The sequence below is a fragment of the Rhizobium sp. TH135 genome (genome assembly GCF_002855515.1).
Taxonomy (GTDB): Bacteria; Pseudomonadota; Alphaproteobacteria; order Rhizobiales; family Rhizobiaceae; genus Allorhizobium.
On record NZ_PKRP01000002.1, the window covers coordinates 651,453 to 677,137 of the forward strand.

Here is a 25,685-nt window from a genome sequence, read left to right on the forward strand (position 1 = left end):
GATGCGAGGTGGAAGATGACGGCCGAGCGCATTATGTTGCCCCCGACCCAGGAAGGATGCCCCATGGCCACCCGTCTCTACGAGAACCCGATCTTCCTCGAGCACAACACGCCCGAGGGCCATCCAGAGCGCGCCGATCGCTTGCGTTCGCTCAACATCGCGCTGGAGCATCCGAACTTCGCCCGTCTCGAGCGCATCAATGCTGTTCAGGCGAACGAAGATGCGGTGACCCTCGCCCATCCCGAGGAGCATCTCTTCGCGGTGATGCGCCAGATCCCCGAGGAAGAGGATCGCATCAACCAGCTCGAGGCCGATACCTACGCCTCGCAGAAGAGCCTGCAGGTGGCGCTGACCGCAATCGGTGGCGCGATGGCCGCCGTCGATGACGTGATGACCGGCAAGGCCGACAACGCCTTCGTCGCGGGCCGTCCGCCGGGCCACCATGCGGAAAAGTCGAAGGCCATGGGCTTCTGCCTATTCAACACAGTGGCGATCGCTGCCCGCCATGTGCAGAAGACCTATGGTGTCGAGCGCGTCGCGATCGTCGATTGGGACGTGCACCACGGCAATGGCACCCAGGACATCTTCTGGGACGATCCCTCGGTGCTCTTCTGCTCGACCCACCAGATGCCGCTCTATCCCTACAGTGGCGCAAAGGACGAGACCGGCACGCATCGCAACATCGTCAATGCGCCGCTATCGCCCAATGTCGGCTCGGATCATTTCCGTGAAGCCTTCAAGAGCCGCGTGCTTCCCGCGCTCAACGACTTCTCGCCCGACTTCATCCTGATCTCCGCCGGCTTCGACGCGCATCACCGCGATCCGCTCGCCCAGATCAATCTGGTGGGCGAGGATTTCGACTGGGCGACTGGCAGGCTGCTGGAAGTCGCCGACCGTTTCGCCCATAACCGGGTCGTCAGCCTGCTCGAAGGCGGCTATGATCTCGAAGGCCTCGCCGAATCGGCAGGCCTGCACATCTTAAGACTGATGAAGGGTTGAGTATGTCCGACGCCACTGTTCCCGCCGATCTCACCGGCATTTCCTTCGAAAAGGCCGTGGCCGAGCTCGAAAGCATCGTGGCGCGGCTGGAACGCGGTGACGTGGCGCTCGACGAATCCATCGCCATCTACGAGCGCGGCGAGCTGCTGAAGAAGCATTGCGAGCAACTGCTCTCCGCTGCCGAAAACCGCATCGAGAAGATCCGCCTCGACCGCGCCGGCAAGCCGACCGGTAGCGAGCCCCTCGACGGCGCGTGATCTAAGCGCGGCTATCTCGTAGCCGATCACCAAACACAAAGCCGCACACAGCAGAATGGCCCCTTTCGGGGCCATTTGTCGTTTTCGGGTACTGAGATCCGAGCTTACTCGGCCGGGTTCTTCGCTTCCACGGCCTTGGGGCCGCTGGTCTTCCACAGCGAGTATCCGACGCCCACGCCGAGGATGAGGAAGGTGATGCCGAGCGACCACTCCGGCGGGAACTTCTCCCAGCCCATGCCCCAGGCGATGAAGATCTTCGAGCCGATGAACATCAGCAGCACCGACAGGGCATACTTCAGATAGGCGAAGCGGTGCAGGATGGCATCCAGCGCGAAGTAGAGGGCGCGCAGACCGAGGATCGCGAAGATGTTCGACGTGTAGACGATGTACGGATCGGTCGTGATCGTGAAGACGGCCGGCACGGAGTCGACGGCGAACACCAGGTCCGCGATCTCGATCATGACGAGCGCCAGCAGGAGCGGCGTGGCGAAACGCTTGATCTTGCCCGTGACCGGATCCGGCTTCTTGACGATGAAGGCGTGGCCGTGGATTTCCTCCGTCACGTTCATCCGGCGCTTGAGGAAGCGGATCAGGGCATTGTCCTCGATCTTGTGCTCCTTGTCGGCGACAAACAGCATCTTGACGCCCGTCAGGATCAGGAAGCCGGCGAAGAAGTAGAGAACCCAGTGATACTGGTCGACGATCGTCGCACCGAGCCCGATCATGATGCCGCGCAGCACGATGACCCCGAGAATGCCCCAGAACAGCACGCGGTGCTGATATTCGCGCGGGATGGCGAAGAAGCTGAAGATCAGCGCAATGACGAAGATATTGTCCATCGCCAGCGTCTTCTCAACCACGAAGGCGGTCAGATACTGCGCGGTGGCGGTCGTATCCATCTGCCAGTAGATGAAGCCGGAGAAGAGAACGCCCAGCGTGATGTACATGGCCGAAAGCTTCAAACTTTCGGCGATGCCGATTTCATGGTCCTTCTTGTTGAGGACGCCAAGGTCGAAGGCAAGAAGTGCCACGACGAGGAGAATGAACAGCAACCACATCCAGAGTGGCTTGCCGAGAAACAGAATGAGCAGGAGTTCCAATTGTGTGACCTCTGTTGCATTGACCGGTGCTCGATGCAACGCGCGCACGGTCTCGCTGAAGAGAGGTCCGGTCCGGGCATGGCATCGAGCGTGCTCGATGCGGTCCGACATCACGAGGGTAATCCGTCGTCAGAGGGGCCCGGTCCGCAAATGCTCAAATGGGGCCTGTCATCCGGAGTTCAAGACCGCCGACGAGAAAAAAACACAGGAATGACACAATTGGTCATTTGCTCGGGTGGCGGCTTAGGCGCCGCCACCGCCGATCACGCCCGGGCTCGAAGCGCCCCCGCCACCCGGTGGATATGCTCAGCCCCGATCCCGCAGCAGCCGCCGATCATGGTCGCGCCCGCTTCCGCCCAGTCGCAGGCGAAACGGGAATAGACGTCGCCGGTCAGATCACCGCGGGTATCGTGCAGCCCTTCGTTCGCGGCCTTGTCGTCGGTTTCGGTCTCGAAGGCATTGGCATAGACGCCGATCTTCAGCTTCACGCCCTTTTCGGCGAAGACGGCGGCTGCCGTCTCCACGGCCTTTTTCATCACTTCGGGTTTGGCACAGTTGAAGAGCAGCGCCGAAGCGCCCGAGCCTGCCGCCCATTCGGCAGCCGCCCGCACGGTCTCTCCCGAGCGCAGCTTCGGCTCGCCCCCGGCGATCTGGGCGGCATCGTCGGCCAGCGTAAAGGAGATCCAGAACGGCTTCGGCTGGGCCTGGATCGCCTTGCGCACGGCCTCGCCCTCGGCAATCAGGCTGAGTGTTTCCCCGAGCCAGACATCCACATGGGGGCTGAGATTTTCGACGAGAACCTTCAGATAGTCCTGCACCGTCGAGGGGTCGAAATTCTCCGGCTCATAGGAGCCGAAGATCGGCGGCAGGGATCCGGCGACCACCACCTTGCGGCAAGCCCCGTCTGCCGCCTCCCTTGCCAGTTCACCCGACAGCGCGATCAGGGCCGGGCCATCCTTGCGGAACCGCTCTTCGCCGATATGGAAGGGCACCAGCGCATAGGAGTTGGTGGTGACGACATCGGCACCGGCCGCGATGAACTCCTCATGCACCTGGCGCACGATGTCAGGACTGTTCATCAGGGCCAGCGCCGACCATTCCGGCTGCTTCAGCTCCGCCCCAAGCCGCAAAAGTTCGCGGCTCATGCCGCCGTCGAGGATCATGGTGTCTGTCATGGCTAAGTCTCCGTCGGATGCGGTCATGGGGTGAGCGCCTGGTCGAGATCGGCAATGATATCTGCTGGTGTCTCGAGGCCGATCGACAGGCGGAATAGCCCGTCGCCGGCATAGGCGCGGTAGTCGGTGAGGGCGTCGCCCGTGAGGCGGAAGGTCGAGGTCATCATCTCCTCGGTATCGAGTAGCACGACGAGGCTGCGCTGGTGACCGAGCGAGAAGGCATAGTGGGCAACACGCAGCCTTGTCGCGAGCCGCTCGGCGGCGGCCTTCGGGTTGCGCGTGCGAAATGCGATCATGCCGCCGAAGACATCCATCTGGCGTTTCGCGAGATCATGCTGCGGGTGGGAGGCGAGACCCGGATAGATCACACGCTCGACCTCCGGATGGCCTTCCAGGAAACTGGCGACGGCAAGGGCGCGGTCTGACGCCATGCGCAGGCGTGGATAAAGCGTATCGATCCCGCGCATGATCAGCCAGGCCGATTGGGCCGAGAGTGATGCCCCGAGATAGACACCGGCGCGGCCCCTGATACGGGCGATCAGTTCCTTCCGCCCGATCACGGCCCCGCCCAGCACGTCGCCATGGCCATTGATGAACTTGGTCAGCGAATGGATGACGAGATCGACGCCGAGCGTGAGCGGCCGTGTGGCAACCGGCGTGGCAAAGGTTGAATCGACCGAGATCAGCGCCCCGTGTCTATGGGCAATCGCCGCCAGCGCTTCGAGATCGACGATGCGCAGGATTGGATTGACGGGGCTCTCGCAATGGACGAGCCGCGTGTTCGGTCGCATCGCTGCCTCAACGAGATCGAGCCGCGCCATGTTGACCGGTGTCACCTCGATGCTGAAATCCGGCAACACCCTTTGCGTCAGTTCGACGGCGCCCGCATAACAGACATCCGAGACGACAAGGTGGTCGCCCGCCTTGAGGAAGGTGAACAGCGTGCCGGCAATCGCTGCCATGCCGGTGGCTGTTGCCAGCGCATCCTCGGCACCTTCGAGGCCCGCCAGCCGCTGTTCCAGCTGCCGCACGGTGGGGTTTGTCCAGCGGGCATAGAGATAGGGCAGATCGGCGAGGTCAGCGACGCCATCGGCGGAGAATGCGCCATCGCCCGGCATCAGCACATTGTTGACCGACATCGAGACATTGGGCGCGATCGCCCCGGTCGCGGGATCGATCACCAGGCCAGAATCGAGGGCCCGCGTTTCAGGCCCGGCAGACGCGGGCAGGGGATGGGTCACGAAGGTTTTCGTCATGGCATTTCACTTTCAAGCCGCCTCAGCGGCGGATCGGCACCTGCGCCTCGACCACCCCGAAGGCGCGGGTGATGAGCGCAGTCAGCGCGACATAGAAGAGGGTGACCACAAGCAGCGGCTCGTAGACGAGAAGCGTGTCCTGGCGAACCTTGAAGGCGACCGCGTAGAGATCCATCACGGTCACGGTGAAGGCGAGCGGTGTGGCTTTCAGCTGCAGCACGATCTCTCCGGCAATCGTCGGCAGCGCCGTGCGGATCGCCCGGGGCAGCCAGATGCGTCTGATCAGCATGAAGGGGCTCATGCCGAGCGAGCGTCCCGCTTCCAGCTCCCCCTTCGGCACGGACAAGAGCGCACCGCGCAGCACTTCCGACTGATAGGCGGCGAAGTTCAGCGTGAAGGAGAGGGCGGCGAAGAAGAAGCCCTCGCGCAGGATCGGCCAGAGGAAGCTCTGGCGAAGTCCCGGCACCATCGGCAGCAGCGAACCAACGCCGTAGTAGAGAAGCCAGAGCTGGATGAGCAGCGGCGTGCCGCGAAACACGGTCGAATAACCGAGTGCGAGATTGCGGGCGATTGGCCCGCCGCTGACCCTGGCAAAGGCGAGCCCCACCGCCAGCACGAAACCGAAGCCGACCGAGATGACCAGCAGCGCTACCGTCTGGAAGGCGCCCTCGATCAGAAGCGGCCAATATTTCGCGATCCACTCGAAATTCATCTGTGTCCCTCCCTCAATGCGCCGGCCGCTGGCCCCGGCGCACGCGGCGCTCGATGCCATGGAAGACGAGGTTGGAGAGAAGGGTGATGACCAGATAGAGAACGGCCGCCGCCAGGAAAAAGAGGAAATACTCCTTGGTATTGGCGCCGGCGAGCCGCGTCGTCAGTGCCAGCTCCTGATAGCCGACCACGGCGACGAGCGCGCTGTCCTTGGTGACCGACATCCAGAGATTGGCCATGCCGGGCAGAGCGTTGGGAAGCAGTGCCGGCAACGTCACGCGACGAAAGCGAAGCAATGGCGACATGCCGAAGGCCCGCGCCGCCTCGAGCTGTCCTGTCGGGATCGCAAGGATCGCGCCGCGCAGAACCTCGGTCATATAGGCGCCCTGCACGAAGCCAAGCACGGCGACGGCTGCCACGAAACCATTGACCTCGACCGGCGGCAACCCGGAGGCCATCAGCAGTCGGTTGAGGCCATCGGTGCCGGCATAATAGAGCCCGACGATCAGGATCAGTTCCGGAACCGCCCTGATGACGGAGGTATAGCCTTTGAGGAGCAGTCCCACCGGGCGATTGTCGGAAAGCTTGCCGATCGCTCCGAAGAGACCAATGACCAGCCCGATGGAGAAGGCGCAGGCCGAAATGGCAACGGTCGTCGCAGCACCGGTCAACAGCGCGCCGCCCCAGCCCGGAGGCTGAAGCGCCAGCAATTGCCATGCCGTCATCGACCCTGTCGCCATCTCGTCCGCAATCCCTGCCGATTACTGACCGTAGACGTCGAAGGTGAAGTAAGCCTTCGTGATCTCGTCATACTTGCCGGAGGCGCGGACGGCGGCGATCGCCGCATTCAGCTTGGCCTTGAGTTCGGTGTCTTCCTTGCGCAAGCCACCGCCGATGCCGGTGCCGAGAACGGACGGATCAGCCGCCACGTCGCCCATGTCGGCGCAGCAATCCTTGCCGAAATCGGTCTTGAGGAAATCGGCAAGTGGGATGGCATCGCCGAAGACATAGTCAATGCGGCCGGCGGAAAGATCCTGGAAGGCTTCGTCCAGGGTGGCATAGGTCTGCTCCTCGGCCTTGTCGGCGAAGTGCTTCGCATAATAGGCCGACTGAACCGTCGAGACCTGGATGCCGATCGTCTTGCCGTCGACCGCCTCAGGCGTAGCACCCGGCGTCGCATCCTTCGGTCCGATCAGCTTGCTCGGCGTGTTGTAGTATTTGTCGGTAAAGTCGATGGTCTTCAACCGCTCCTCGGTGATCGACATCGACGACCAGATGACGTCGAACTTCTTCGTCTGCAGCGCCGGGATCAGGCCGTCCCAGGAAACGTCGACGACCGAGCAGGTCTCCTTCATTTCCGCGCAAACGGCGTTCATCAAATCGATTTCCCAGCCCTTCCAGGTGCCGGAGGCATCCTTGGCGAAGAAGGGCGGATAGGCCTCGTTCATGATGCCGAAGCGGACTTCAGCCTGGGCGGTGACGGCGGTTGCGGCGAAGGCGGCACCGGCGAGAAGAAGGGAGATCAGTTTCATCGTCGTTTTCCCCGATTGGATTGAAGGTTGAAATGGGTGTTCAGGCAGTGGACCCGCGCCCACCAAGGCTGCGGGTGAATTCGCGGCAACGGGCGCTTTTCGGGTCGCCGAAGATCTGGTCCGGCGATCCCTCTTCCTCGACGCGCCCCTTGTCGAGGAACATCACATGGCTGGAGACCTCGCGGGCAAAGCTCATCTCATGCGTGACGAGCAGCATGGTGCGGCCCTCTTCGGCCAGATCCCGGATGACCTTCAGCACTTCGCCGACGAGTTCCGGATCGAGCGCCGACGTCGGTTCGTCGAACAGCATCACGGCCGGATCGACGCAAAGCGCGCGGGCAATTGCGGCCCTCTGCTGCTGGCCGCCGGAGAGAAAGGCCGGATAGGCATCGCGCTTGTCGTAGAGCCCGACCTTGGCGAGCAGTGCTTCGGCCTTCTCGATCGCCTCCCGACGCGGCATTTTCAGAACGTGAACGGGGGCCTCGATGACGTTTTCGAGTACCGTGCGATGGGCCCAGAGATTGAAGCTCTGGAAGACCATGCCAAGCCCGGTGCGTAACCGCTCCAACTGCTTGCGGTCGGCGGCCTCCAGGCTGCCCTTGCGGGAAGGGCGGAGCTTCAGCTCCTCACCACCGATAATGATGCGGCCGCGGTCTGGGGCTTCCAAGAGGTTGATGCAGCGCAGGAACGTGCTCTTGCCGGATCCGGACGAGCCGATGATCGAAATGACGTCGCCACGATTGGCCTTGGCCGAGATGCCCTTCAGAACCTCAATGCCGGCGAAACTCTTGTGGATGTCGTGCACGTCGAGCGCGGCCGGGGCAGTTCCTGTCATCTTGATCCCAGGTAGTTTGGCAATTCCGAGACCATAGGAGGCTGAAGCTGCGGATTTCGAGCGCATTTCCGGCGTGTGGCGGGAAAATCCTGCATGAATGCGTTGGATGCTGCGGAAAGATGGCGCAATCCGTCGCAATCGGTTATGCAGCGAAAAATGCGGTGCGCGAGGAGGGAGAACGCATGCCGGACAAGCTCGATCAATTCGACCGAAGCATCCTCGAAGTGGTGCAGCGGGACTGCCAGCTGAAGGCGGAAGCGATTGCCGACAAGGTGGGCCTGTCCCCCTCGGCTGTGCAGCGCCGCCTGCGCCGTCTGCGCGACGAGGGCATCATCACCGCCGAGATCGCGGTGGTGAACCGCAAGGCGACGAGCTTTCCGATGACCTTTATCACGGGCATGGAAATCGAGCGTGACAACTATGATGCGCTCACGCGCTTCCGCGCCTGGGCCGACAAGCAGGAACATGTCCAGCAGGTCTACTACGTCACCGGCCAGGTCGATCTCGTCGCCATCATCACCGCCCGCGACGTCGAGCACTATGATGACATCAGCGCCCAGCTGATGGCCGAGAACCCGCAGATCCGCCGCATGCACACCAATGTTGTCCTGCGCGACGTGAAGGTGGGTCTCCACATTCCGGTCAAGGAATAGCCGTCTCCTCCGGTCCGACGAATACTGAACGATGCGTCACCGCGCGCGCAGTCGATCCGTTCTATGATCCTCATCGAGACCTGTTAGTCTTCACCGGATTGAACGAAGAGGTTTCCCATGTCCTTCTTTCCCGGAAACGATCCCGTCCCAGGTGACGCCTTTGCCTGCGACGCCATCGAACATCTGATCATCCCCCGCTCCAGCGACATCGGCGGCTTTTCCGTTCGCCGCGCGCTGCCCTCGGTCCGCCGCCGCCTCGTCGGCCCCTTCATCTTTTTCGACCGCATGGGGCCGGCGATCCTGAAGGCGGACGAGGCCATGGATGTGCGGCCGCATCCGCATATCGGCCTCTCCACCGTCACCTATCTCTTCGACGGCGAGATCAAGCATCGCGACAGCCTCGGCACCGAGCTGGTCATCGCCCCCGGCGACATCAACCTGATGACGGCAGGGCGCGGCATCGTGCATTCGGAGCGCACGCCGGAGAACCTGCGCGGTCATCCGCTCTCAATGTCCGGCCTGCAGACCTGGATCGCGCTGCCCGACCAGCTGGAAGAAATCGAACCGGCGTTTGCCCATACGGCCAAGCGCGAGCTTCCGACCTTTGCCGATCGCGGCGCCTCGGGTCGCGTTGTCATTGGATCCATGGGCGGCTTACGCTCGCCGGTGAAGACCTTCTCCGAAACGCTCTATGTCGATCTGACCCTTGAGGCCGGTGCCCGCTTCCCCTTCGACGCCACCCAGGAAGAGCGCGCCCTCTACATCCTCTCAGGCGAAATCGAGATCGCCGGAGACCGCTTCGCCCCCGACCAGCTTCTCGTCTTCCGCCCCGGCGACGAGATTACGCTCATCGGCGGCGCGACCGGTTGTCACGTCATGTTGTTCGGCGGTGCTGCACTCGGCACGCAGAAACATATCTGGTGGAACTTCGTTTCCTCGTCCAAGGAGCGCATCGAACAGGCCAAGGAGGAGTGGAGAACTGGCCGATTCGACATCGTTCCGGGGGACGAAGAGGAGTTCGTGCCTTTGCCGGAGGGCCGTTGACGTCTATATAACAGCGTGGTGTCGGATATTTGCCCAGTTCGTCTTGGGATGCTATCGCGCACCCAAACGAGTTGAAGAGGCAAGAGCCCCGTGACATCCATGCCCGATACGCCGCTGCTGGACAAGGTCGAGTTCCCGAGAGATCTCAAGGCCATCGAGGACCGCGATCTGCCGCAGCTGGCGCGCGAAGTGCGCGACGAGATGATCGATGCCGTGTCGAAAACGGGTGGTCATCTGGGGGCAGGCCTCGGCGTCGTGGAGCTGACGATCGCAATCCACAAGGTCTTCGAGACGCCGGATGATCGGCTGATCTTCGACGTCGGACACCAGTGCTATCCGCACAAGATCCTGACCGGCCGCCGGGAGCGGATCCGCACCCTGCGCCAGGAAGACGGCCTCTCCGGCTTCACCAAGCGCGCCGAGAGCGAATACGATCCCTTTGGTGCTGCCCATTCCTCGACATCGATTTCCGCTGGCCTCGGCATGGCAGTCGCCGCCGAGCTGTCGAAGACCGACCGCAAGGTGATCGCCGTCATCGGCGACGGCGCCATGTCGGCCGGCATGGCCTATGAGGCACTGAACAACGCAGGCGCCCTTGACGCCCGACTGATCGTCATCCTCAACGACAACGATATGTCGATCGCCCCGCCGACGGGCGCGATGAGTGCCTATCTCGCGCGCCTCGCCTCCGGCCGCAGCTATATGGGCTTCCGCGAGTTCGGCAAGAAACTGACCGCCTATCTCGGCAAGACCGTCGACCGCGCGATCACCCGCGCCGTCGAACACGCCCGTGGGTATGTCACCGGCGGCACCATGTTCGAGGAACTCGGTTTCTACCATATCGGCCCGATCGACGGTCATTCCTTCGACCACCTTCTGCCCGTGCTGCGCAATGTCCGCGACAATGCCAAGGGCCCCGTGCTGATCCATGTCGTGACCCAGAAGGGCAAGGGTTATGCGCCCGCCGAAGCCGCTGCCGACAAGTATCACGGCGTCAACAAGTTCGACGTCATCACCGGGACGCAGGCCAAGGCCAAGCCGAATGCGCCGGCCTATACCGCCGTCTTCGCCGATGCGCTGGTCGAGGAAGCCCGCCATGACGACAAGATCGTCGGCATTACAGCCGCCATGCCCTCGGGCACCGGCCTCGACAAGCTGCAGTCGCTCTTCCCCGAGCGCACCTTCGATGTCGGCATTGCCGAACAGCATGCGGTGACCTTTGCCGCTGGTCTTGCTGCCGAAGGCTTCAAGCCCTTCTGCGCGCTTTACTCCACCTTCCTGCAGCGTGGCTACGACCAGGTCGTCCATGACGTCGGCATCCAGGGCCTGCCGGTCCGCTTCCCCATCGACCGCGCCGGTTTCGTCGGCGCCGACGGCCCGACCCATGCCGGCTCTTTCGATACTGGCTTCCTTGCAGCACTTCCGGGCTTCGTGGTCATGGCCGCTGCCGACGAGGCAGAGCTGAAGCACATGGTCCGCACCGCAGCGGCCTATGACGAAGGCCCGATCTCCTTCCGCTATCCGCGCGGCGAAGGTGTGGGCGTTCCCATGCCGGAGCGCGGTGATATCCTCGAAATCGGCAAGGGCCGCATCGTCAAGCAGGGCTCCAAGGTGGCGCTTCTGTCGTTCGGCACGCGCCTCGCCGACTGTCTGCTCGCCGCCGAAGACCTCGACGCTGCCGGCCTCTCGACCACCGTCGCTGACGCCCGCTTCGCCAAGCCCCTCGACCACGACCTGATCCGCCAGCTCGCCCGCCACCACCAGGTGGTCGTGACAGTCGAAGAAGGCGCCGTCGGCGGCTTTGGCAGCCATGTCATGCATTTCCTCGTCAACGAGGGCCTGCTCGACAACGGCCTCAAAGTCCGCTCGCTGGTGCTGCCCGATGTCTGGATGGACCAGGCCAAGCCCGAAACCATGTATGCCAAGGCAGGCCTGGATTCCGCAGGCATCCTGAAGACGGTGTTTGCGGCGCTGGGCCAGGACGTGCCGGGTGTGATTGCGGCGGGGTGAGGGTAAGCACCCTAGCCCATCCCTCTCTGGACTTCCCCCAAACGCCCCGCTAGACCGGGCCTTCAATCGACGGGCGTTGAAGCGCGCCTCGGAGGCTCCATGCACACGGCACACACCACGGATATCGCACCCGACTGCGCGCCCGATTGGGCGGCGATTGCGGTCGTCATCCTCGGTGTCACCGCCTTTGCGGTGGGGCAGGGGCTCACCTATCCGCTGATCGCGCTGATCCTCGAAAGCCGGGGTGTCTCCTCCAGCATGGCGGGCTTGAACGCCTCGGTCTTCGCGCTCGGCCTCGCCTCGTCGACGCTGATGATCGGGACGCTGACGCAGAGGATGCGCGGCGACAGGCTGATCGTCGCCTCGCTGCTCGGCGTCTCCGTCTGTCTTGCGACCTTCTCGGCTTTCGACCAACTCTGGATCTGGTTCGCCGCCCGCTTCCTGCTCGGCTTCTGCACCAGCATCATCTACACGGTCTCCGAAGCCTGGCTGAACACCGCCTGTCCGGATCGCCTGCGTGGCCGCGTGTCGGGGGCCTATAGCGCCGGCATGTGTGCAGGCTTTGCAGCAGGTCCGCTCGCCATTCCACTTGTTGGCATCGAGGATGGCTTCGCCTTTGCGCTCACGGCAGCTTATGTGGCACTCGTCGCCTTCGCCTCGGTCATGCTCGGCCGCTATGCCAAGACCAAGCCGGAAGCCTCGGAAGCCGGCGGGCTCCTCACTTTCGTCAAAATGGCGCCGGTCCTCACCCTGATGGTCGTCGCCTTCGGCTTTTCGGATATCGCGGCGATCTCGATGATCCCGCTCTATTTCGTCGAGCGCGGCTACAGCCAGAATTTCGCGGCCTTCGTCGTCACCATGGTGGCCCTGCCCACGGCTCTTGCCCAGCCCTTTGTCGGCTGGTTGCTGGATCGACTGTCGCGGCCCGTCATCGCCGTCTCCGGTTCAGCCATCGCCGCCGTCGCCTTCCTTCTTCTGCCCTTCATGACGTCCCAGGCAGCCCTGCTGATCACCATCTCGATCCTCGGTGCAGCCAGCTTCTCGCTCTACACCGCAGCACTGACGCTGCTCGGAGAACGCTTCCGAGGCGGTCTTCTCGTCTCCGGCAGCGCAGTCTTTGCGCTGGCCTACGCGATCGGCAGTGCGGCCGGTTCCGGCACCACGGGCCTCACCATGGATCTCGTCTCCATCGATGCCGGCCCGGTCTTCGTCGGTCTCTTGATGCTGGTCTTCACCGGCTTCTTCGCCCTCAATCTCATGCGCGTCCGCGCCGCGAGGCGCTGAACCCATGCTCGAAACCTCTCCGCCCGAGATCTTCGACTGCCAGGCCTGTGGCGCCTGCTGTGCCTATTCCGCAGACTGGCCGCGCTTCTCGCTGGAAAGCGACGAGGAGATCGCCGCCATTCCCGAAGCGATGATCGCCAAGGACGAGAGCGGCATGAAGTTCGAGAATGGACGCTGTGCAGCACTGACCGGCGAGGTCGGCAAACATGTCGGCTGCGCCGTCTATCTCGTGCGCCCGCATGTCTGCCGCACCTGCATGCCCGGCGACGAGCAATGCAAGATCGCCCGCGCCGAGTTCGGCTTTCCGATCGAAGGCCTGCCGGAGCCCGAGGTCTACGAGGCCTGAGGTTTAAGGGACGGTAATCGTCACCTGGTCGGCCGGTAGTTCGCCACCGATTTCCGCTCTCTGGTTCTTCTTGTCATAGACACAGATCGAGCTGACGACCGCATCCGCCCCGACGGCCTTCCCCGTCAGGATCGCGACGCCATAGCTCTCCGTCCCGAACGGATCGACCACCACCTTCGGCTGTTCGATCCGCCCCTCGGCAAGCGCAGTGCATTTGGCCGCAACATCCTTGGCAAACGCTTCCCAGGCATCGCCCGACGAGGCGAGCGCCGGTGAGGAAAGGCTGATCAGGGCAAGTGCTGTAGCGGCGAGAAGCGGGCGGGAACGGAACATGGGGTACCTCGGTTGGGTGCATCGTGGCGCGGAGCGTCGGCCGGAACGCCAAGTCGCGCAAGTCCAAAAACGGAAGACATTTCTTTCGCTTGAAGGCCGGATTTTGGAAGAGCGAAGGTTGCCTGAGCGATGTTCCGCACCTATGTTCCCGTCACCTGCCAAAACGCAATCCATTTGCCAAAAGGAGATCTCACATGGCCTTCGAATTGCCCGCCCTCCCGTATGCTTACGACTCGCTGGCACCGTTCATGTCGGCTGAAACGCTCGAGTTTCACCACGACAAGCACCACCAGGCCTATGTGACCAACGGCAACAACCTCCTGAAGGATTCGGGCCTCGAAGGCCTGTCGCTCGAGGAAGTAGTCAAGCAGTCCTATGGCAAGAATGCCGGCCTCTTCAACAATGCCGGCCAGCACTACAACCACATCCACTTCTGGAACTGGATGAAGAAGGATGGCGGCGGCAACAAGCTTCCTGGCAAGCTGCAGGCTGCAGTCGACAGCGACCTCGGCGGCTACGACAAGTTCAAGGCCGATTTCGTCGCTGCCGGCACCACCCAGTTCGGCTCCGGCTGGGCCTGGCTCTCCGTCAAGGACGGCAAGCTCGAAATCTCCAAGACCCCGAACGGCGAAAGCCCGCTGATCCACGGCGCATCGCCGATCCTCGGCGTCGACGTCTGGGAACACTCCTATTACATCGACTACCGCAACGCGCGCCCGAAGTACCTCGAAGCCTTCGTCGACAGCCTGATCAACTGGGATTACGTCCTGGAAATGTACGAAGCCGCGACGAAGTAATCGTCCAGCACAATTCGCTTTTTGACGCCCGGTGCCTCGCACCGGGCGTTTTTCGTTTCAGACGCGGGCAGACATTCTGCAAATGGAACCATCCGGCATTCGCAACGTTTCTTCGGCAACACCACGAACAACGGAAAGGGTTTCACCATGGCGTCTTCCAACCTCCAGGCAGAACTTCGTGAACTGCGCGAACAGATGAATGATCTCAAGGACATGATCAGCCGCGAAGCAGGCCGCAGCAGCCGCAACGTGCGCAACCGCGCCTCCGAAGCGCTGGACGAAGCAGGCCGCGCGGCCTCTTCCGTCACCGGCTACGATCGCGATGACATCCGCAACCGCGCATCTGACGTGGTCAACGGCGCAACCCGCACGGCCCATGTCGTGGCTGACTATGCCCGCGAAGGCGCAGACACGGTCGCTGGCGTCGTTCGCCGTCATCCGGCTGCCGCCACCTCGGCTGGCCTGATCACGCTCGGCATCGTCGGCGGTGTCGTCGGTTACCTGCTTGCCAATTCCACTCCGCCGGCCCGTGACAGCCGCTGGCGCTGGAACTGAGACCAGCCATGGTCAAGGTGACCTATCACGTCGTGGAACATGACGAAGGTTATGCCTACCGTTTGGGCAACGTCTATTCGGAACCATACCCGACGCACGACGAAGCGGTGGCTGCAGCCCGCAAAGCCGCAGGCGCCCAGCAACTGACCGATGGCGATGCCGAAATCAGCTGGCAGAATGCCGAAGGCGAGTGGATCCACGAACATGCGGACGGTGCGGACCGCCCCATGACGGACGTCGTCGATGATGTCGAAGACGACCGGTAAGCCTGATCGTTTTTGAGTTCAGGCCAACGGAAAGCCCGTGGCGCAAGCCGCGGGCTTTCTCATTTTAATGTGCCGACTATGACGCCTGTCACGCGGCCCGGCGGTGTCCGTCACTTTTTGATGGCAGCTTGAAACGCTGGATCATCTGGCTGAGCGAGCCAGCCTCTGTAGCAAGCCTGTTTGCTTCATTGCTCGACTGTTCGGAGACCTGTGCGTTCTGCTGGGTGACGATGTCGAGTGTGTCGACCGCCCCGCCGATATCGCGCAGATTGCTCGCCTGATCCTGGGTGAAGTCGGCGATCGCGTCCATGTGCTCGTTCATCGTCTGGATCAGGGCCCCGATTTCCAGCAAGGTCTCACCCGTCCCATGCACGAGGCGCACGCCGTTCTCCACCTGAGACGTGGAGTTCTGGATCAGTGTCTTGATCTCCTTTGCCGCATTCGCAGAACGCTGGGCGAGCTCGCGGACCTCCTGGGCCACCACAGCGAAACCCTTGCCGGCTTCGCCAGCACGGGCGGCCTCGACACCGGCATTCAGTGCCAGGAGGTTGGTCTGGAAGGCAATCTCGTCAATCACGCCAATGATGTTGGAGATCTGCTGGGCGCTTTCCTCGATGCGATGCATCGCCTCTTCCGCCTCGGTCACCACCTTGCCGGAGGTGAGCGCGCTGCCATTGGCCTTCTTGGCAACGGTCTGCGCTTCCGCCACCCGCTGGTTGGCGGCAGCAACGGTCGCGTTGATTTCCTTCAGCGACGCGGCGGTCTGCTCAAGCGATGCCGCCTGGCTTTCGGTTCGGCGGGCGAGGTCCCGTGCGCCACCGGCGATGGTCGCGCTACCACCATCGATAATCCCTGCCGTCTGGCGGATCATGTCCATCGTGGCTGCAAGTTCTCGAACAGACGAGTTGAAGTCATGCCGCAGCGCCTCGAAGCTCTCGGCAAAGGGCTGCTCGATCTGGAAGGCGAGATCACCGGTCGCGAGACGACGAAGCCCGCCGGCAAGTCCGGCCGTGGCCACACGCAGCCGTTCGGCCGCCTCGTCCTCGGCGCGGCGCTCGACTTCGAGACGGTGCGCCTCGGCCTTTTGCCGGGCCTGGTCCGCTTCGGATTCCAAGGCCTTGTTGCGTCGCAGATTGTCACGGAAGACTTCGAGCGCTCGGGCCATGATACCAAGCTCGTCGCGCCGCTCGCGATTTTCGATCTCGATGTCGAGGTGACCGCCCGCAAGCTTTTCCGTCGCCTGGGTCAGGTTGCGAAGCGGGTTGATGGCCGTGATGCGCAGCATGGCGACCACGAGTGCGATCATCAGGCCGATCGCGCCGGCGCCCATCCACACCCGCGTCCAGACATTGTCGCGCCAGGCGGCGAGTTCCGGGGCCAGATTGACCTCGGCGCTGTAGACGCCGATGACCTCTCCTGGCTGGATATTCATCTGTGCGGTATGACAGGCCGCGCACTTCTCGTCCGAAGCGCTGCCCTGTCCCAGCACGACCGGGCGGGTCATGCGGAAAGTCTCGCCTTCAAGACTGTTCAGCGTCTGCAGCTTGTCGATCGTCTGTTGGTCGAGCGCGTCACGGGGGCTCTCGAACTCGGTTTCTCCTTGCGCCCTCTGGAAGTCGATGACCTTCGGGCCCATCACCAGCCAGATCTTGACGCTGCCGCCGGCATTGGAGAACTGCTCCATCGTCCCATCGAGCGTCTCGATTGCCGGATCGTCTTCGCCAACTTCCTTGCGGTTCAACATGGCCTGCGTATGCACGGACTCAAGCATATCAAGTGCAGCGTCGCCGCGCATGGCCGCCTTGTCCGTCAGGCTCAGCCGCTCGGCGGAAATTTCATAGGCTGCGGTGCCTGCCTGTATGGCGGCCACCGCGATCCCGATCCCGAGCACCATCTGCACCGAGAGCGGTATTTTCTTCAACGAATTCAGCATAGTTTGTCCCATCCCCACGGCCGCTGGTACGGCCCCGTCAATCGCGGCAGGATGGCGAAATATCGTTAATTCTTTGAGCAAGAACCGCTAAATTTTGCAGTATTTCTTAAAGCCTCATTGAGGATAAAGACACGCCTGCGGGAGGCCGCCGGGCTTCGCAGCCCGGCCTTGAAATCAAAATTCCGTCCAGTCCTGCTTTGCCGGTTCGGCGGGTGCCGCAGACCCCATGCCGAATGCCCGGCCGAGTTTGCCGGCCAGTGCCCGGGCAGGTGAGGGGGCCGGGTTATGCGAAGCGGAAGCCGCGGCCGGCTGACGGAGAGCAGGCTGGCGAGCAGGGGCGGGTGAAGGTGCGGCTACACGATGCTGCGTCATTTTCCCTGCAGGTGCTGCAACAGACTGGCCAAGCCGGAACTGCGCAAGCAGCGTGTTCAGCGAGTCTGCTTCCGCTGCCAGCGTATGCGAGGCGGCCGTCTGCTCCTCGACCATGGCCGCATTCTGCTGCGTGCCCTGGTCCATGGCGGTGACGGCGAGATTGATCTCCTGCAAGCCGGTCGACTGTTCGCGCGCCGCAACCACGATCGCGCCAACGTGGTGGCTGATTTCCTGCACCGCGCTGACGATCTTCTCGAGTTCCGTGCCGGTCTCACCGACGAGTGCCACGCCATTGCCGACCTGAGCGGTCGATTTCGAGATCAGCGCCTTGATCTCCTTTGCGGCATTGGCTGAGCGCTGAGCGAGCTCCCGCACTTCCTGGGCAACGACCGCAAAGCCCTTCCCCGCCTCTCCGGCGCGCGCAGCCTCGACGCCCGCATTCAGCGCCAGCAGATTGGTCTGGAAGGCAATATCCTCGATCACGCCGATGATGTTGGAGATCGACTGGGAAGACTGCTCGATCTCGGTCATGGCAGACACGGCATTGCGCACGACCTCGCCGGAGCGCTCGGCGCCGGACCGCGTGCTCTCGACCAGCTGCCCGACATCTTCGGCGCGCTTGGCGGTGTCGCGCACGGTCTTGGTGACCTGCTCGACGGCGGCAGCGGTTTCCTCGACAGAGGCCGCCTGTTGCTCGGTCCGCTTTGCAAGATCGTCGGCCGAAGAGCGGATCTCGGCCGCGCCGGCATGGATCGCCTGCGCATTGGCACCCACTGTTCTCAGCGCCGCATGCAACTTCTCGAGCGACTCGTTGAAGTTCCCCCGCAGGCTGTCGAGATGCGGCGCGAAGGCTTTCTCCAGGCGAAACACCACGTCACCGTCGGACAGCGCCGAAAGCCCCTGTGCCAGTTCGGTCATGGCAAAGCGGACTTCCTCGGCCTCGCAGGCCTTTTCGGCTTCCGCCCGCTGACGGTCGGCCTCGGCCTGTTCGCGCAGGGTGCGGCGCTCGTCGGACATGCGCGCGCTCTCGATCGCGGCATCCTTGAAGACCAGCACGGCCTTGGCCATGCGGCCCACTTCATCGCCACGGTCGACAGCCGGCACATCCACGGCGTGGTCGCCGGCTGCGAGCCGCGTCATGGCATTGGTCATGCCGGTGATCGGCGTGACGATAGAACGGGCAAGCAGCCAGATCAGGCCGACGGCAAACACACCGGCAACACCGGCACCCAGCACCAGCGCCAGTTCCAGCGCCAAGTGTGCAGCCTCGAGCCGCGCGCGGGTCGCAGCCGTTTCGGTGGCCAGCACGCCCTTGATATCCGTGGCGGCAGCCCGGAACGTATCGAGGGCACCGGTCGCGTCAGAGGTGCCGATCGCGGCGATGTCTTCAACGGCTGTCTTCCCCGCCTTGCGGGCGGCGATCTGTGGATCGGCCACTTTGGTGGCATAGGCGTCTGCGGCAGCGCGCATGGCATCCAAACGCGCGGTGAGCGCGCTGTCATTGCCGGCAAGCGTGCGGGCTTCGGCAAGGGCGGCCTCGAGCGCCTTACGCTCTGTCGCAACCGCCGCCAGCGTGCTTTCGCTGCCGAACAGCAGATAGCCGCGTTCGTTGGCCGCCTGCTCGGCCATGGCAGTGGTCGCCGCATCGACGAGGTTGACGATGCGTTGTGCCCGGTCCTGTTCGATCAGCGTGGTCTTTGCCGTATAAGCCTGGACGAAGACGACGACAGAGGCCAGGAAACATCCGGCCATAATGGTGCAAAAGGTAAGGATCAGCTTCTTGCTGAGAGAAAGGTTGTTGAGAAACATGTCGTGACTTTCGGGCGCGCGAAATGGGCAGACGGCCGGAGACCCGGCGTCGCGATGCAGCGGTGACATGATCCGTTCGGGCGTTTGCGTCTCCGTCATGGAGCGCTCAGGGGGACACCGGAAACGACCGATCAGCCGGGATCCTCTTCGAAACGATTTTACAAGCCGTTACCAGATCATCCGCGAATTTGCCTGATGCGTGAATTTCGATCGCAAACGCAACTGTTACGGTTGGTCCTGCGTCGCCACCTTGTTCGTAACGACCAGCAGGATGTTGAGATCGTTCGAGGGATAATAGTCCTTGGCGCGCATTTCGAAGGTGGTCGGCCCTGTCTTCTTCACGCCTTCCCCGCAGAAGCTGACGATCGAATCCTCATTCAGCTTGTCGACGGTCAGGTGGAAGTCGCCGATCGGCCCGTACCAGTTGTTTCCGGTCGTCAGGATGTAGGAGAGCCATTGTTCGAAATAATAGACGCCGGCATCGGGGTTCTGCTTCTTTTCGAGCTTGATCGCGGCGTTGAGGAAGTCTTCGTCGACACAGTAGCGCTTCTGGTAGTCGGCATAGGAATCGGAAGGCTTGCCGTCCCACATGAAGACGAGACCAGCGCTTCCGCCGACGCTCGGGCGATAGCGGTGCTCGACCTCGACCTCGGCACCGGCCGGGAAGGTCGTCTCCCACCAGTAGATGGATTCAAGCTCCCAGACGGGAACGTATTCCGGCTCGGATGTGCCGCCCATCCCGTAGTTCAGGTCGACGATCAGTCCCTTGGCCAGCCAGCCCTTGATTACATCGGGCTCCAGCGTCTTCAGCGCTTCCGTCGTCTCCTTCAGAAGCGGCTGCAGCGGGATCTCCTGTTCTTCGACATCAGCGGTAAAGTCGATGCCGCGCACCAGCACGCGCTGCTGCAGGTTCGGCTCGATCGCCTCACCGTCCTGGACCACGGAGAAGTCCATGAAGTTGTCGCTCTGCTCGTCCGGCACCGCCGACATGATCTCCACCGGCCCGCCGATCTTCGGCATGGGGAAGGCGACGATGGTGTTGACCGGCTTGTCGCTGGTGTTGCGGTAGAGATATTTCACCTCCACCTTTTCCGGCGAGATGTAGAGATCTTCCTTCGCCATGGTGATCTCTTCGCTGCGCGTGAACACCAGGCCGCCTGCCTCGAGAGTGGCCATGGAATCGTTTGCCATCGTGGACGTGGCGGCAAGAGCCTGGAAAGCGCAGGCGAAAATCAGTTTGGCAGTCGTCGACGTCGTCACGGTTCAAATCCCCCAGAACCCAAAACGGAAAATGCCACCTTAGCGGTGGCATTTCGATTCTTGAACGACGCTTTCTGGGTGTTACGCGCGAGCCGGCAGAAGCGGATAGCCAACGATCACGGCGCGGGCTGCAAGTGTCGCGATCGCGGCCTTGACCAGATCGCCCGGGATGAAGGCGAGCGAGCCGAGGACCACCTTGTCGAAAGGCGTGCCGGCCACGACCGAGAGCCACGGCATGCCGCAGAGATAGACGATACCTATACCGCCGACGACGCTGGCGACGAAGAAGCCGGTCATCTGCTTGACGGCCGACTGGCCCTCGCGCACGAGCTTTTCCGCGAGGAAGCCGGTGACGAAGGCACCGATGATCCAGCCGAAGATATAGCCGCCGGTCGGCCCCATCAGCACGTTGAGACCGCCGCGACCGCCCGACAGCACGGGAAGGCCGACGGCGACGAGCACGACGAGCAGCGCGTAAGACAGCGCTCCGCGCTTGGCACCGATGATGCAGCCGGCGAGCATGACGCCCATCGACTGGGCCGTGATCGGAACCGGCAGCAGCGGGATCGGCACGGGCGGAATGAAGCCGAGCACGATGATGATGGCGGTGAACAGTGCGGCGAGCACTAGGTCTCTGGTGGTCATGAAAGGTCCCCGAAAAAGATCGCCCCGTTACTGGCCCCGAATGCCGCGCGCGTCAATCGCCTCCGCGATCCGATCGGCATCCTTCAACGTCGAAATGATGAGCGGCCCGAGCATGCGCGACAGCTTCACCGGGATGCCGCGCGCCGCATGCGCCTCCTTCAGCGCCTCGTAGCGTCCCGCAATCTCCGGCACGAAACGCAGCACCAGCCCAAGCGCCAGCCCGAGATCGGCGGCCTTCATGAGGCCGAGCCGCTCCAGCGGTCGGGCGAGATCGGTGACCGCTCCCATGAAGTCGGCAATCGTCGTGGAAGCTGTCACGGCTGCGGCCATAAACAAGATCGCAATGAGCCTGAGCGTCGTGATCAGCGCCTCAAGCGGCGACAGCAGCAGGAGATTGACCGCCGCCAGAAAGGCGATCGTGAACAGCACAGGCCGGAGCCGCTTGAAGCCCTCGGACAGTCCGACACCCGTGGAGAGGTAGACCAGACCGGTCAGCAACAGGGCCGCCCCGAGCATGACTGGCTGGTCAACGAAATAGAGCGCCAGCCCAAAGGCCATCAAACCGAAAAGCTTCGGCTTCACCGGGATGCGATGCAGGAGGCTTTGCCCCTCGACATGCAGGCTCGTCAGCATCCGGCGATCTCCCGGTAGCGGGCGATGGCGTCGCCTCCTTGACCGTCGAACGCGAGCGCCCCCTGATGGAAGACCAGCACGCGGGAGAAATCCGCAACGAGCTCGAGGTCGTGGCTGATGACTACGGCCTGTTCGCCAAGCCCCTCGATCGCGGCCTTCACCCGGGCGCGGTTCTTGAGATCAAGCTGGTTTGTCGGCTCGTCGAAGATGACGACGTCAGGCCTGTTGACGCAGACGGCGGCAAGCGCCGCAAGCTGCAACTCCCCGCCCGATAGCTCATGCGGCCGCCGCGGTCCGAGATCGCTGATGCCGAAGCGAGCCAGCGCCTCGTCCACCAGCCGATCCACTTCCGTGGCATGAAGCCCCCGCGACTGGGGCCCGAGCGCGATGTCGTCGCGGATGACAGGCAGGATGATCTGGTTGCCGGGGTTCTGGAAGATAAACCCCGTCTTCGCCCGCGCTGCCTTTTCGTCGGTGACGGTATCCAGTCCATCCAGCGTCACCTTGCCCGATGACGGCTTGGCGAGACCCGCAACAAGGCGCGCAAAACTCGTCTTGCCGGAACCATTCAGCCCGATCACCCCGATACGCGGCTCGACAAGCGACAGCGAGAGCGGCTGAAGCGCCACGCGATCGCCGAAGCGCAGGTCTGCGTTATCGAAGCGGATATGCAAGATGTCGGGTCTCCGAGGGCAGTTTGTGATCCTATAGACCGACGAGGATGGCGGTGCCAGAGGTCATCAACCCGACCCGCTAGCGGGGCGGGGCTGCCCTCTGCCATCAACAGCACCCGTAATCCACAACCTCCGATATTCAACGATTGAACAAACCGCGAACATGTCCTAGCCTGATGCCATGTCGATTCCGGTCCCCAACACGCTGGCGCGAAAAATCTTCCTCGAACGGCAGGGCCTGTCCCGCTCGCCGACGAAGGCGCTCGGGCGCGAGGGGCTCTATGACCTGATCCACGATCTCGGCTTCGTCCAGGTCGACAGCATCCAGTGGGTCGAGCGGGCGCATCACCAGATTCTCTTTTCCCGCAACCAGACCTATCGCCAGTCCGATCTGGCCCATCTGGCCGAGAAAGACCGCTCGCTGTTCGAGCACTGGACGCATGATGCCTCGATCATCCCCTCGGCCTTCTTCCCCTACTGGAAACACCGCTTCGTCCGCCGCGAGGAGCGCATTCGGCAGAACTGGGCGAGATGGCAGGGGGAGGGCTTCGACCAGGCCTTCGAGGAGACTTATGCCCGTATCCGTGACCATGGCCCGGTCATGGCGCGGGATGTAAAGGCCGAGGACCACAAGTCCGGCGGCTGGTGGAACTGGCATCCGTCGAAGACCGCACTCGAATTCCTCTGGCACACCGGCAAGCTTGCGATCGCGCGGCGCGAGGGTTTTCAGAAAGTCTATGACCTCGCTGAACGCGTAATCCCGGCCGACCATCACGCAGCCGAAGTCGACCACGAGACCTTCGTCGACTGGGCCTGCCGGGCAGCCCTCAGCCGCCTCGGCTTTGCTACGTCAGGCGAGATCGCCGCCTTCTTCGACATCGTCACGCCGAATGAAGCCAAGGCCTGGGTCATGGCGCATCGCGACGAGTTGGAAGAGCTGCTGCTCGAAACCGTTGACGGGAAACCGCGCGCCTCCTTCGCCTTCGCATCTCAGGCGCCTGCACTGCTCGACGCCCCCGAGCCCCCGGGCCGCATCCGTGTCCTCTCACCCTTCGATCCCCTGATCCGCGACCGAAACCGCACCGAACGCCTTTTCGGATTCTTCTACCGCATCGAGGTCTTCGTGCCCGAGCCGAAGCGCCAATACGGCTATTATGTCTTTCCGCTGCTCGAAGGCGACCGATTGATCGGCCGCATCGACATGAAGGCCGAGCGCAAGGAAGGTGTACTCGATGTCCGCCGCCTCTGGCTGGAGCCGGGCGTCAAGCCGAGCGCCGGCCGTCTGGAGAAGCTGGAGGCAGAACTCCAGCGTGTCGCCCGCTTCGCCGGCATGGAAGCCGTGCGCCTGCAGCCCGGCTGGCTCGGCTGAACAAACCCAAACACCTAAGACAGAAAGATCCGACGTGACCGACAACAGTGCCTACCGCATCGAACCCCGCGTGCCCGCCATCGACGACTACATGCGCCTGCGCCTGCAATCCGGCCTCACGCCCTTTTCCCGTGAAGCCGCCGAAAAGGGTCTGCCCAATTCCATCTTCGGCGTCTGCCTGATGCTTGGCGAAGAAACGGTCGGCATGGGCCGCATCATCGGCGACGGCGGCTGCTTCTTTCAGGCCACCGACATCGCCATCCTGCCGGATCATCAGGGCAGGGGCCTCGCAAAGCAGATCATGGCGGCGCTCTCCGACTTCATCGCCACCTTGCCGAAGTCGGCCTATGTCAGCCTGATCGCCGACGTCCCCGCCAACCGCCTCTATTCACAGTTCGGCTTCAATGAGACAGCCCCACGCTCTGTCGGCATGGCGCGTCGGGTGGTCTAGCGGCCAGTCGGCCGCACACCCATAAGATCGCCTTCCAATTACCCAAGCTTGTAAATACCTTCAGATGACATATATTTGCTATGTCATCTGAAGGATCTCTCGTGTGCTGAACACCGCAGAACGCCACACTGCTCCATTCGCAGTCTCGCAAGGTTTTGCCTCCGAGGCGGACCGCAAGCGGCTCTCGGCCGCAGCGCTGAAGGCATTCCGTCGTCTCGTGGTGCAGTGGGACTTGACCAGCCAGCAGGCGGCCGCCTTGCTCGGGGTCTCCCTCAGCACCTGGGAGCGGTTGAAGCCGGAGAGCGTGACGAAAACACTGAGCCAGGATCAGATGACCCGGATCTCGGCGCTTCTGGGCATCTACAAAGCGCTGCATCTGCTCTTCCTCGATGCCATGGCCGATCGCTGGCCGAGCCTCGAAAACTCTGGCCCGCTCTTTGATCGCCGTACCCCTGTCGCCGCCATGATCGAGGGTGGCATTCCCCACATGCTCGAGGTTCGCCGCTACGTCGACGCCGTGCGCGGGGGGCTCTGAGTGCAGATCGCCGGTCTGCCGGTCTCGACGGTTGCTTATCCGCGGACCGTGCGCCTCGTCTCCACCGCGCGCCTGCGCGAACCGGTGCTGGCCCCGCTCGCCGATACCGCTGAAGAACTGGCCGAGCTTGCCGAAATCGAAGCCGCCACCTCGAGCCGCATGCAGGCGCAGGCGACCGGCATTTCCGATCTTGCGGCCAACGAACTTGTCTACGACGTGCCCCATGCCCATTTCATCAATGCGAGCTTCGCCTATGCCAAGCCCCGCGAGGCCAATCGCTTCAATGGCGAAACGCGCGGTGCCTGGTATGCAGCGCTTGCGGTCGAGACCTGCCTCGCCGAAATCACCTTTCACATGACGGAATTTCTGGCCCGCACCGGCGTCTTTCAGGCGGTGGCAGACTATGCCGAGATGGTCTGCAGCGTCTCCGGCGCCTTTCTCGACCTGAGCGATGCGCCCGGTCATCCGGCGCTGTCGCCGGACAAGTCTATCGGCTACCCGCAAGGAAACCACCTGGCGCTCGAGGCAAGACGGGCAGGCCTGAACGGCATCATCTACCCTTCCGTCCGCCATCAAGGCGGCACCTGCTTCGCCATCCTGCGTCCCGCCGCCGTTCAGTCTGTCCGCCAGGGTGATGTCTGGCGGCTGAGCTGGAAGGGCAGGCCGGAGCCGGTGGTCGAGGGGCCGATCGGGTCTTGATCGTATTCTACGTCTGTGTGGGAGGATTACGCCTCTGAGCCTTTTGGCGTGCCCACGGCACCCGGGTCACCCCCACCCGCCGCCGCGCGTCGACCTCCCCCCTCAAGAGGGGAGGTGGGTGGCCGCTGCTTGCGGCGGCGACATGCTGGAAG

General features: G+C 63.0%; 28 protein-coding genes. 14 read left to right on the forward strand and 14 right to left on the reverse strand.

Annotated features, from left to right (window positions below):
* Positions 1-63: 63 nt before the first annotated feature.
* The gene (locus C0V73_RS08105; RefSeq protein WP_102019465.1) at positions 64-999 is read left to right on the forward strand and encodes a histone deacetylase family protein; all 936 of its coding nucleotides are present in this window, start codon (positions 64-66) and stop codon (positions 997-999) included.
* A gap of 2 nt (positions 1,000-1,001) precedes the next feature.
* The gene (locus C0V73_RS08110; protein ID WP_102019466.1) at positions 1,002-1,256 is read left to right on the forward strand and encodes an exodeoxyribonuclease VII small subunit; all 255 of its coding nucleotides are present in this window, start codon (positions 1,002-1,004) and stop codon (positions 1,254-1,256) included.
* Between the two features lie 104 nt (positions 1,257-1,360).
* On the opposite strand, the gene C0V73_RS08115 is transcribed toward C0V73_RS08110, so the two are convergent.
* From C0V73_RS08115 to C0V73_RS08145, 7 genes are all read right to left on the reverse strand, one after another.
* Positions 1,361-2,356 (reverse strand): TerC family protein, encoded by a 996-nt coding sequence (locus tag C0V73_RS08115; RefSeq protein ID WP_102019467.1) that lies wholly within the window; start codon positions 2,354-2,356, stop codon positions 1,361-1,363.
* A gap of 263 nt (positions 2,357-2,619) precedes the next feature.
* Positions 2,620-3,531, reverse strand: a complete 912-nt coding sequence (locus tag C0V73_RS08120; RefSeq protein ID WP_102019468.1) for a homocysteine S-methyltransferase family protein — start codon at positions 3,529-3,531, stop codon at positions 2,620-2,622.
* Between the two features lie 23 nt (positions 3,532-3,554).
* Positions 3,555-4,787, reverse strand: coding sequence for an aminotransferase class I/II-fold pyridoxal phosphate-dependent enzyme (locus C0V73_RS08125; RefSeq protein WP_102019469.1), 1,233 nt, complete (start codon positions 4,785-4,787; stop codon positions 3,555-3,557).
* Between the two features lie 22 nt (positions 4,788-4,809).
* Positions 4,810-5,499 (reverse strand): ABC transporter permease, encoded by a 690-nt coding sequence (locus C0V73_RS08130; RefSeq protein ID WP_102019470.1) that lies wholly within the window; start codon positions 5,497-5,499, stop codon positions 4,810-4,812.
* 13 nt (positions 5,500-5,512) lie between these two features.
* Entirely contained in the window at positions 5,513-6,238 is a 726-nt protein-coding gene (locus tag C0V73_RS08135) for an ABC transporter permease (protein WP_172450101.1), read from the reverse strand.
* 21 nt (positions 6,239-6,259) lie between these two features.
* The gene (locus C0V73_RS08140; RefSeq protein WP_102019472.1) at positions 6,260-7,030 is read right to left on the reverse strand and encodes a transporter substrate-binding domain-containing protein; all 771 of its coding nucleotides are present in this window, start codon (positions 7,028-7,030) and stop codon (positions 6,260-6,262) included.
* 40 nt (positions 7,031-7,070) lie between these two features.
* Positions 7,071-7,865, reverse strand: a complete 795-nt coding sequence (locus C0V73_RS08145) for an ATP-binding cassette domain-containing protein (RefSeq protein WP_102019652.1) — start codon at positions 7,863-7,865, stop codon at positions 7,071-7,073.
* A gap of 182 nt (positions 7,866-8,047) precedes the next feature.
* Here C0V73_RS08145 and C0V73_RS08150 point away from each other — a divergent pair, with 182 nt between their 5' ends.
* The 5 genes from C0V73_RS08150 to C0V73_RS08170 all read left to right on the forward strand — a co-directional run bounded on the left by C0V73_RS08150 (position 8,048) and on the right by C0V73_RS08170 (position 13,202).
* A complete protein-coding gene (locus C0V73_RS08150) occupies positions 8,048-8,518 on the forward strand; it encodes an Lrp/AsnC family transcriptional regulator (RefSeq protein WP_102019653.1) in 471 nt (156 codons plus the stop codon).
* A 117-nt stretch (positions 8,519-8,635) separates the two neighbouring features.
* Positions 8,636-9,562: a pirin family protein gene (locus tag C0V73_RS08155; protein WP_102019473.1), complete on the forward strand. Its 927-nt coding sequence runs from the start codon at positions 8,636-8,638 to the stop codon at positions 9,560-9,562.
* Positions 9,563-9,652: 90 nt separating this feature from the next.
* Entirely contained in the window at positions 9,653-11,572 is a 1,920-nt protein-coding gene (dxs, locus tag C0V73_RS08160) for a 1-deoxy-D-xylulose-5-phosphate synthase (protein WP_102019474.1), read from the forward strand.
* A gap of 99 nt (positions 11,573-11,671) precedes the next feature.
* A complete protein-coding gene (locus tag C0V73_RS08165) occupies positions 11,672-12,856 on the forward strand; it encodes an MFS transporter (protein WP_102019475.1) in 1,185 nt (394 codons plus the stop codon).
* A 4-nt stretch (positions 12,857-12,860) separates the two neighbouring features.
* On the forward strand, positions 12,861-13,202 hold the full coding sequence (locus C0V73_RS08170) for a YkgJ family cysteine cluster protein (RefSeq protein WP_102019476.1): 342 nt from the start codon (positions 12,861-12,863) through the stop codon (positions 13,200-13,202).
* Between the two features lie 3 nt (positions 13,203-13,205).
* On the opposite strand, the gene C0V73_RS08175 is transcribed toward C0V73_RS08170, so the two are convergent.
* Positions 13,206-13,535: a hypothetical protein gene (locus C0V73_RS08175; RefSeq protein ID WP_102019477.1), complete on the reverse strand. Its 330-nt coding sequence runs from the start codon at positions 13,533-13,535 to the stop codon at positions 13,206-13,208.
* A gap of 194 nt (positions 13,536-13,729) precedes the next feature.
* Between C0V73_RS08175 and C0V73_RS08180 the strand changes: the two genes are divergently transcribed.
* From C0V73_RS08180 to C0V73_RS08190, 3 genes are all read left to right on the forward strand, one after another.
* Positions 13,730-14,332 carry a superoxide dismutase gene (locus C0V73_RS08180; protein WP_054148921.1) on the forward strand — a complete coding sequence of 201 codons (603 nt, stop codon included), beginning with the start codon at positions 13,730-13,732 and terminating at the stop codon, positions 14,330-14,332.
* 147 nt (positions 14,333-14,479) lie between these two features.
* Entirely contained in the window at positions 14,480-14,887 is a 408-nt protein-coding gene (locus tag C0V73_RS08185; protein WP_102019654.1) for a hypothetical protein, read from the forward strand.
* Positions 14,888-14,895: 8 nt separating this feature from the next.
* On the forward strand, positions 14,896-15,153 hold the full coding sequence (locus C0V73_RS08190) for a DUF2188 domain-containing protein (RefSeq protein WP_102019478.1): 258 nt from the start codon (positions 14,896-14,898) through the stop codon (positions 15,151-15,153).
* A gap of 88 nt (positions 15,154-15,241) precedes the next feature.
* On the opposite strand, the gene C0V73_RS08195 is transcribed toward C0V73_RS08190, so the two are convergent.
* The 6 genes from C0V73_RS08195 to C0V73_RS08220 all read right to left on the reverse strand — a co-directional run bounded on the left by C0V73_RS08195 (position 15,242) and on the right by C0V73_RS08220 (position 22,479).
* Positions 15,242-17,086, reverse strand: coding sequence for a methyl-accepting chemotaxis protein (locus C0V73_RS08195; protein WP_172450102.1), 1,845 nt, complete (start codon positions 17,084-17,086; stop codon positions 15,242-15,244).
* A gap of 174 nt (positions 17,087-17,260) precedes the next feature.
* Positions 17,261-19,267 (reverse strand): methyl-accepting chemotaxis protein, encoded by a 2,007-nt coding sequence (locus C0V73_RS08200; protein ID WP_102019655.1) that lies wholly within the window; start codon positions 19,265-19,267, stop codon positions 17,261-17,263.
* A gap of 225 nt (positions 19,268-19,492) precedes the next feature.
* On the reverse strand, positions 19,493-20,527 hold the full coding sequence (locus C0V73_RS08205; protein WP_102019480.1) for a DUF4424 domain-containing protein: 1,035 nt from the start codon (positions 20,525-20,527) through the stop codon (positions 19,493-19,495).
* Between the two features lie 81 nt (positions 20,528-20,608).
* Entirely contained in the window at positions 20,609-21,172 is a 564-nt protein-coding gene (locus C0V73_RS08210) for a biotin transporter BioY (RefSeq protein WP_102019481.1), read from the reverse strand.
* Positions 21,173-21,199: 27 nt separating this feature from the next.
* Positions 21,200-21,805: an energy-coupling factor transporter transmembrane protein EcfT gene (locus tag C0V73_RS08215; protein ID WP_102019482.1), complete on the reverse strand. Its 606-nt coding sequence runs from the start codon at positions 21,803-21,805 to the stop codon at positions 21,200-21,202.
* Positions 21,799-22,479, reverse strand: coding sequence for an ABC transporter ATP-binding protein (locus C0V73_RS08220; protein WP_102019483.1), 681 nt, complete (start codon positions 22,477-22,479; stop codon positions 21,799-21,801). Before C0V73_RS08220 ends, C0V73_RS08215 begins: the two co-directional genes overlap by 7 nt.
* A 181-nt stretch (positions 22,480-22,660) precedes the next feature.
* Here C0V73_RS08220 and C0V73_RS08225 point away from each other — a divergent pair, with 181 nt between their 5' ends.
* From C0V73_RS08225 to C0V73_RS08240, 4 genes are all read left to right on the forward strand, one after another.
* Positions 22,661-23,848, forward strand: a complete 1,188-nt coding sequence (locus C0V73_RS08225) for a winged helix-turn-helix domain-containing protein (protein ID WP_102019484.1) — start codon at positions 22,661-22,663, stop codon at positions 23,846-23,848.
* A 34-nt stretch (positions 23,849-23,882) separates the two neighbouring features.
* Positions 23,883-24,299, forward strand: coding sequence for a GNAT family N-acetyltransferase (locus C0V73_RS08230; protein ID WP_102019485.1), 417 nt, complete (start codon positions 23,883-23,885; stop codon positions 24,297-24,299).
* A 103-nt stretch (positions 24,300-24,402) separates the two neighbouring features.
* Positions 24,403-24,834: an antitoxin Xre-like helix-turn-helix domain-containing protein gene (locus tag C0V73_RS08235; protein WP_102019486.1), complete on the forward strand. Its 432-nt coding sequence runs from the start codon at positions 24,403-24,405 to the stop codon at positions 24,832-24,834.
* Positions 24,835-25,533 carry an RES family NAD+ phosphorylase gene (locus tag C0V73_RS08240; RefSeq protein ID WP_102019487.1) on the forward strand — a complete coding sequence of 233 codons (699 nt, stop codon included), beginning with the start codon at positions 24,835-24,837 and terminating at the stop codon, positions 25,531-25,533.
* The last annotated feature ends 152 nt before the right edge of the window (positions 25,534-25,685 follow it).

What these genes read in the sequence shown, in the direction of transcription:
- C0V73_RS08105 (WP_102019465.1), top strand. Translation starts at nt 64, where the DNA reads ATGGCCACCCGTCTCTACGAGAACCCGATCTTCCTCGAGCACAACACG.
- C0V73_RS08110 (WP_102019466.1), top strand. Translation starts at nt 1,002, where the DNA reads ATGTCCGACGCCACTGTTCCCGCCGATCTCACCGGCATTTCCTTCGAA.
- C0V73_RS08120 (WP_102019468.1), bottom strand. Translation starts at nt 3,531, where the DNA reads ATGACAGACACCATGATCCTCGACGGCGGCATGAGCCGCGAACTTTTG.
- C0V73_RS08125 (WP_102019469.1), bottom strand. Translation starts at nt 4,787, where the DNA reads ATGACGAAAACCTTCGTGACCCATCCCCTGCCCGCGTCTGCCGGGCCT.
- C0V73_RS08130 (WP_102019470.1), bottom strand. Translation starts at nt 5,499, where the DNA reads ATGAATTTCGAGTGGATCGCGAAATATTGGCCGCTTCTGATCGAGGGC.
- C0V73_RS08135 (WP_172450101.1), bottom strand. Translation starts at nt 6,238, where the DNA reads ATGGCGACAGGGTCGATGACGGCATGGCAATTGCTGGCGCTTCAGCCT.
- C0V73_RS08140 (WP_102019472.1), bottom strand. Translation starts at nt 7,030, where the DNA reads ATGAAACTGATCTCCCTTCTTCTCGCCGGTGCCGCCTTCGCCGCAACC.
- C0V73_RS08145 (WP_102019652.1), bottom strand. Translation starts at nt 7,865, where the DNA reads ATGACAGGAACTGCCCCGGCCGCGCTCGACGTGCACGACATCCACAAG.
- C0V73_RS08150 (WP_102019653.1), top strand. Translation starts at nt 8,048, where the DNA reads ATGCCGGACAAGCTCGATCAATTCGACCGAAGCATCCTCGAAGTGGTG.
- C0V73_RS08155 (WP_102019473.1), top strand. Translation starts at nt 8,636, where the DNA reads ATGTCCTTCTTTCCCGGAAACGATCCCGTCCCAGGTGACGCCTTTGCC.
- C0V73_RS08165 (WP_102019475.1), top strand. Translation starts at nt 11,672, where the DNA reads ATGCACACGGCACACACCACGGATATCGCACCCGACTGCGCGCCCGAT.
- C0V73_RS08170 (WP_102019476.1), top strand. Translation starts at nt 12,861, where the DNA reads ATGCTCGAAACCTCTCCGCCCGAGATCTTCGACTGCCAGGCCTGTGGC.
- C0V73_RS08175 (WP_102019477.1), bottom strand. Translation starts at nt 13,535, where the DNA reads ATGTTCCGTTCCCGCCCGCTTCTCGCCGCTACAGCACTTGCCCTGATC.
- C0V73_RS08180 (WP_054148921.1), top strand. Translation starts at nt 13,730, where the DNA reads ATGGCCTTCGAATTGCCCGCCCTCCCGTATGCTTACGACTCGCTGGCA.
- C0V73_RS08185 (WP_102019654.1), top strand. Translation starts at nt 14,480, where the DNA reads ATGGCGTCTTCCAACCTCCAGGCAGAACTTCGTGAACTGCGCGAACAG.
- C0V73_RS08190 (WP_102019478.1), top strand. Translation starts at nt 14,896, where the DNA reads ATGGTCAAGGTGACCTATCACGTCGTGGAACATGACGAAGGTTATGCC.
- C0V73_RS08195 (WP_172450102.1), bottom strand. Translation starts at nt 17,086, where the DNA reads ATGCTGAATTCGTTGAAGAAAATACCGCTCTCGGTGCAGATGGTGCTC.
- C0V73_RS08200 (WP_102019655.1), bottom strand. Translation starts at nt 19,267, where the DNA reads ATGTTTCTCAACAACCTTTCTCTCAGCAAGAAGCTGATCCTTACCTTT.
- C0V73_RS08210 (WP_102019481.1), bottom strand. Translation starts at nt 21,172, where the DNA reads ATGACCACCAGAGACCTAGTGCTCGCCGCACTGTTCACCGCCATCATC.
- C0V73_RS08215 (WP_102019482.1), bottom strand. Translation starts at nt 21,805, where the DNA reads ATGCTGACGAGCCTGCATGTCGAGGGGCAAAGCCTCCTGCATCGCATC.
- C0V73_RS08225 (WP_102019484.1), top strand. Translation starts at nt 22,661, where the DNA reads ATGTCGATTCCGGTCCCCAACACGCTGGCGCGAAAAATCTTCCTCGAA.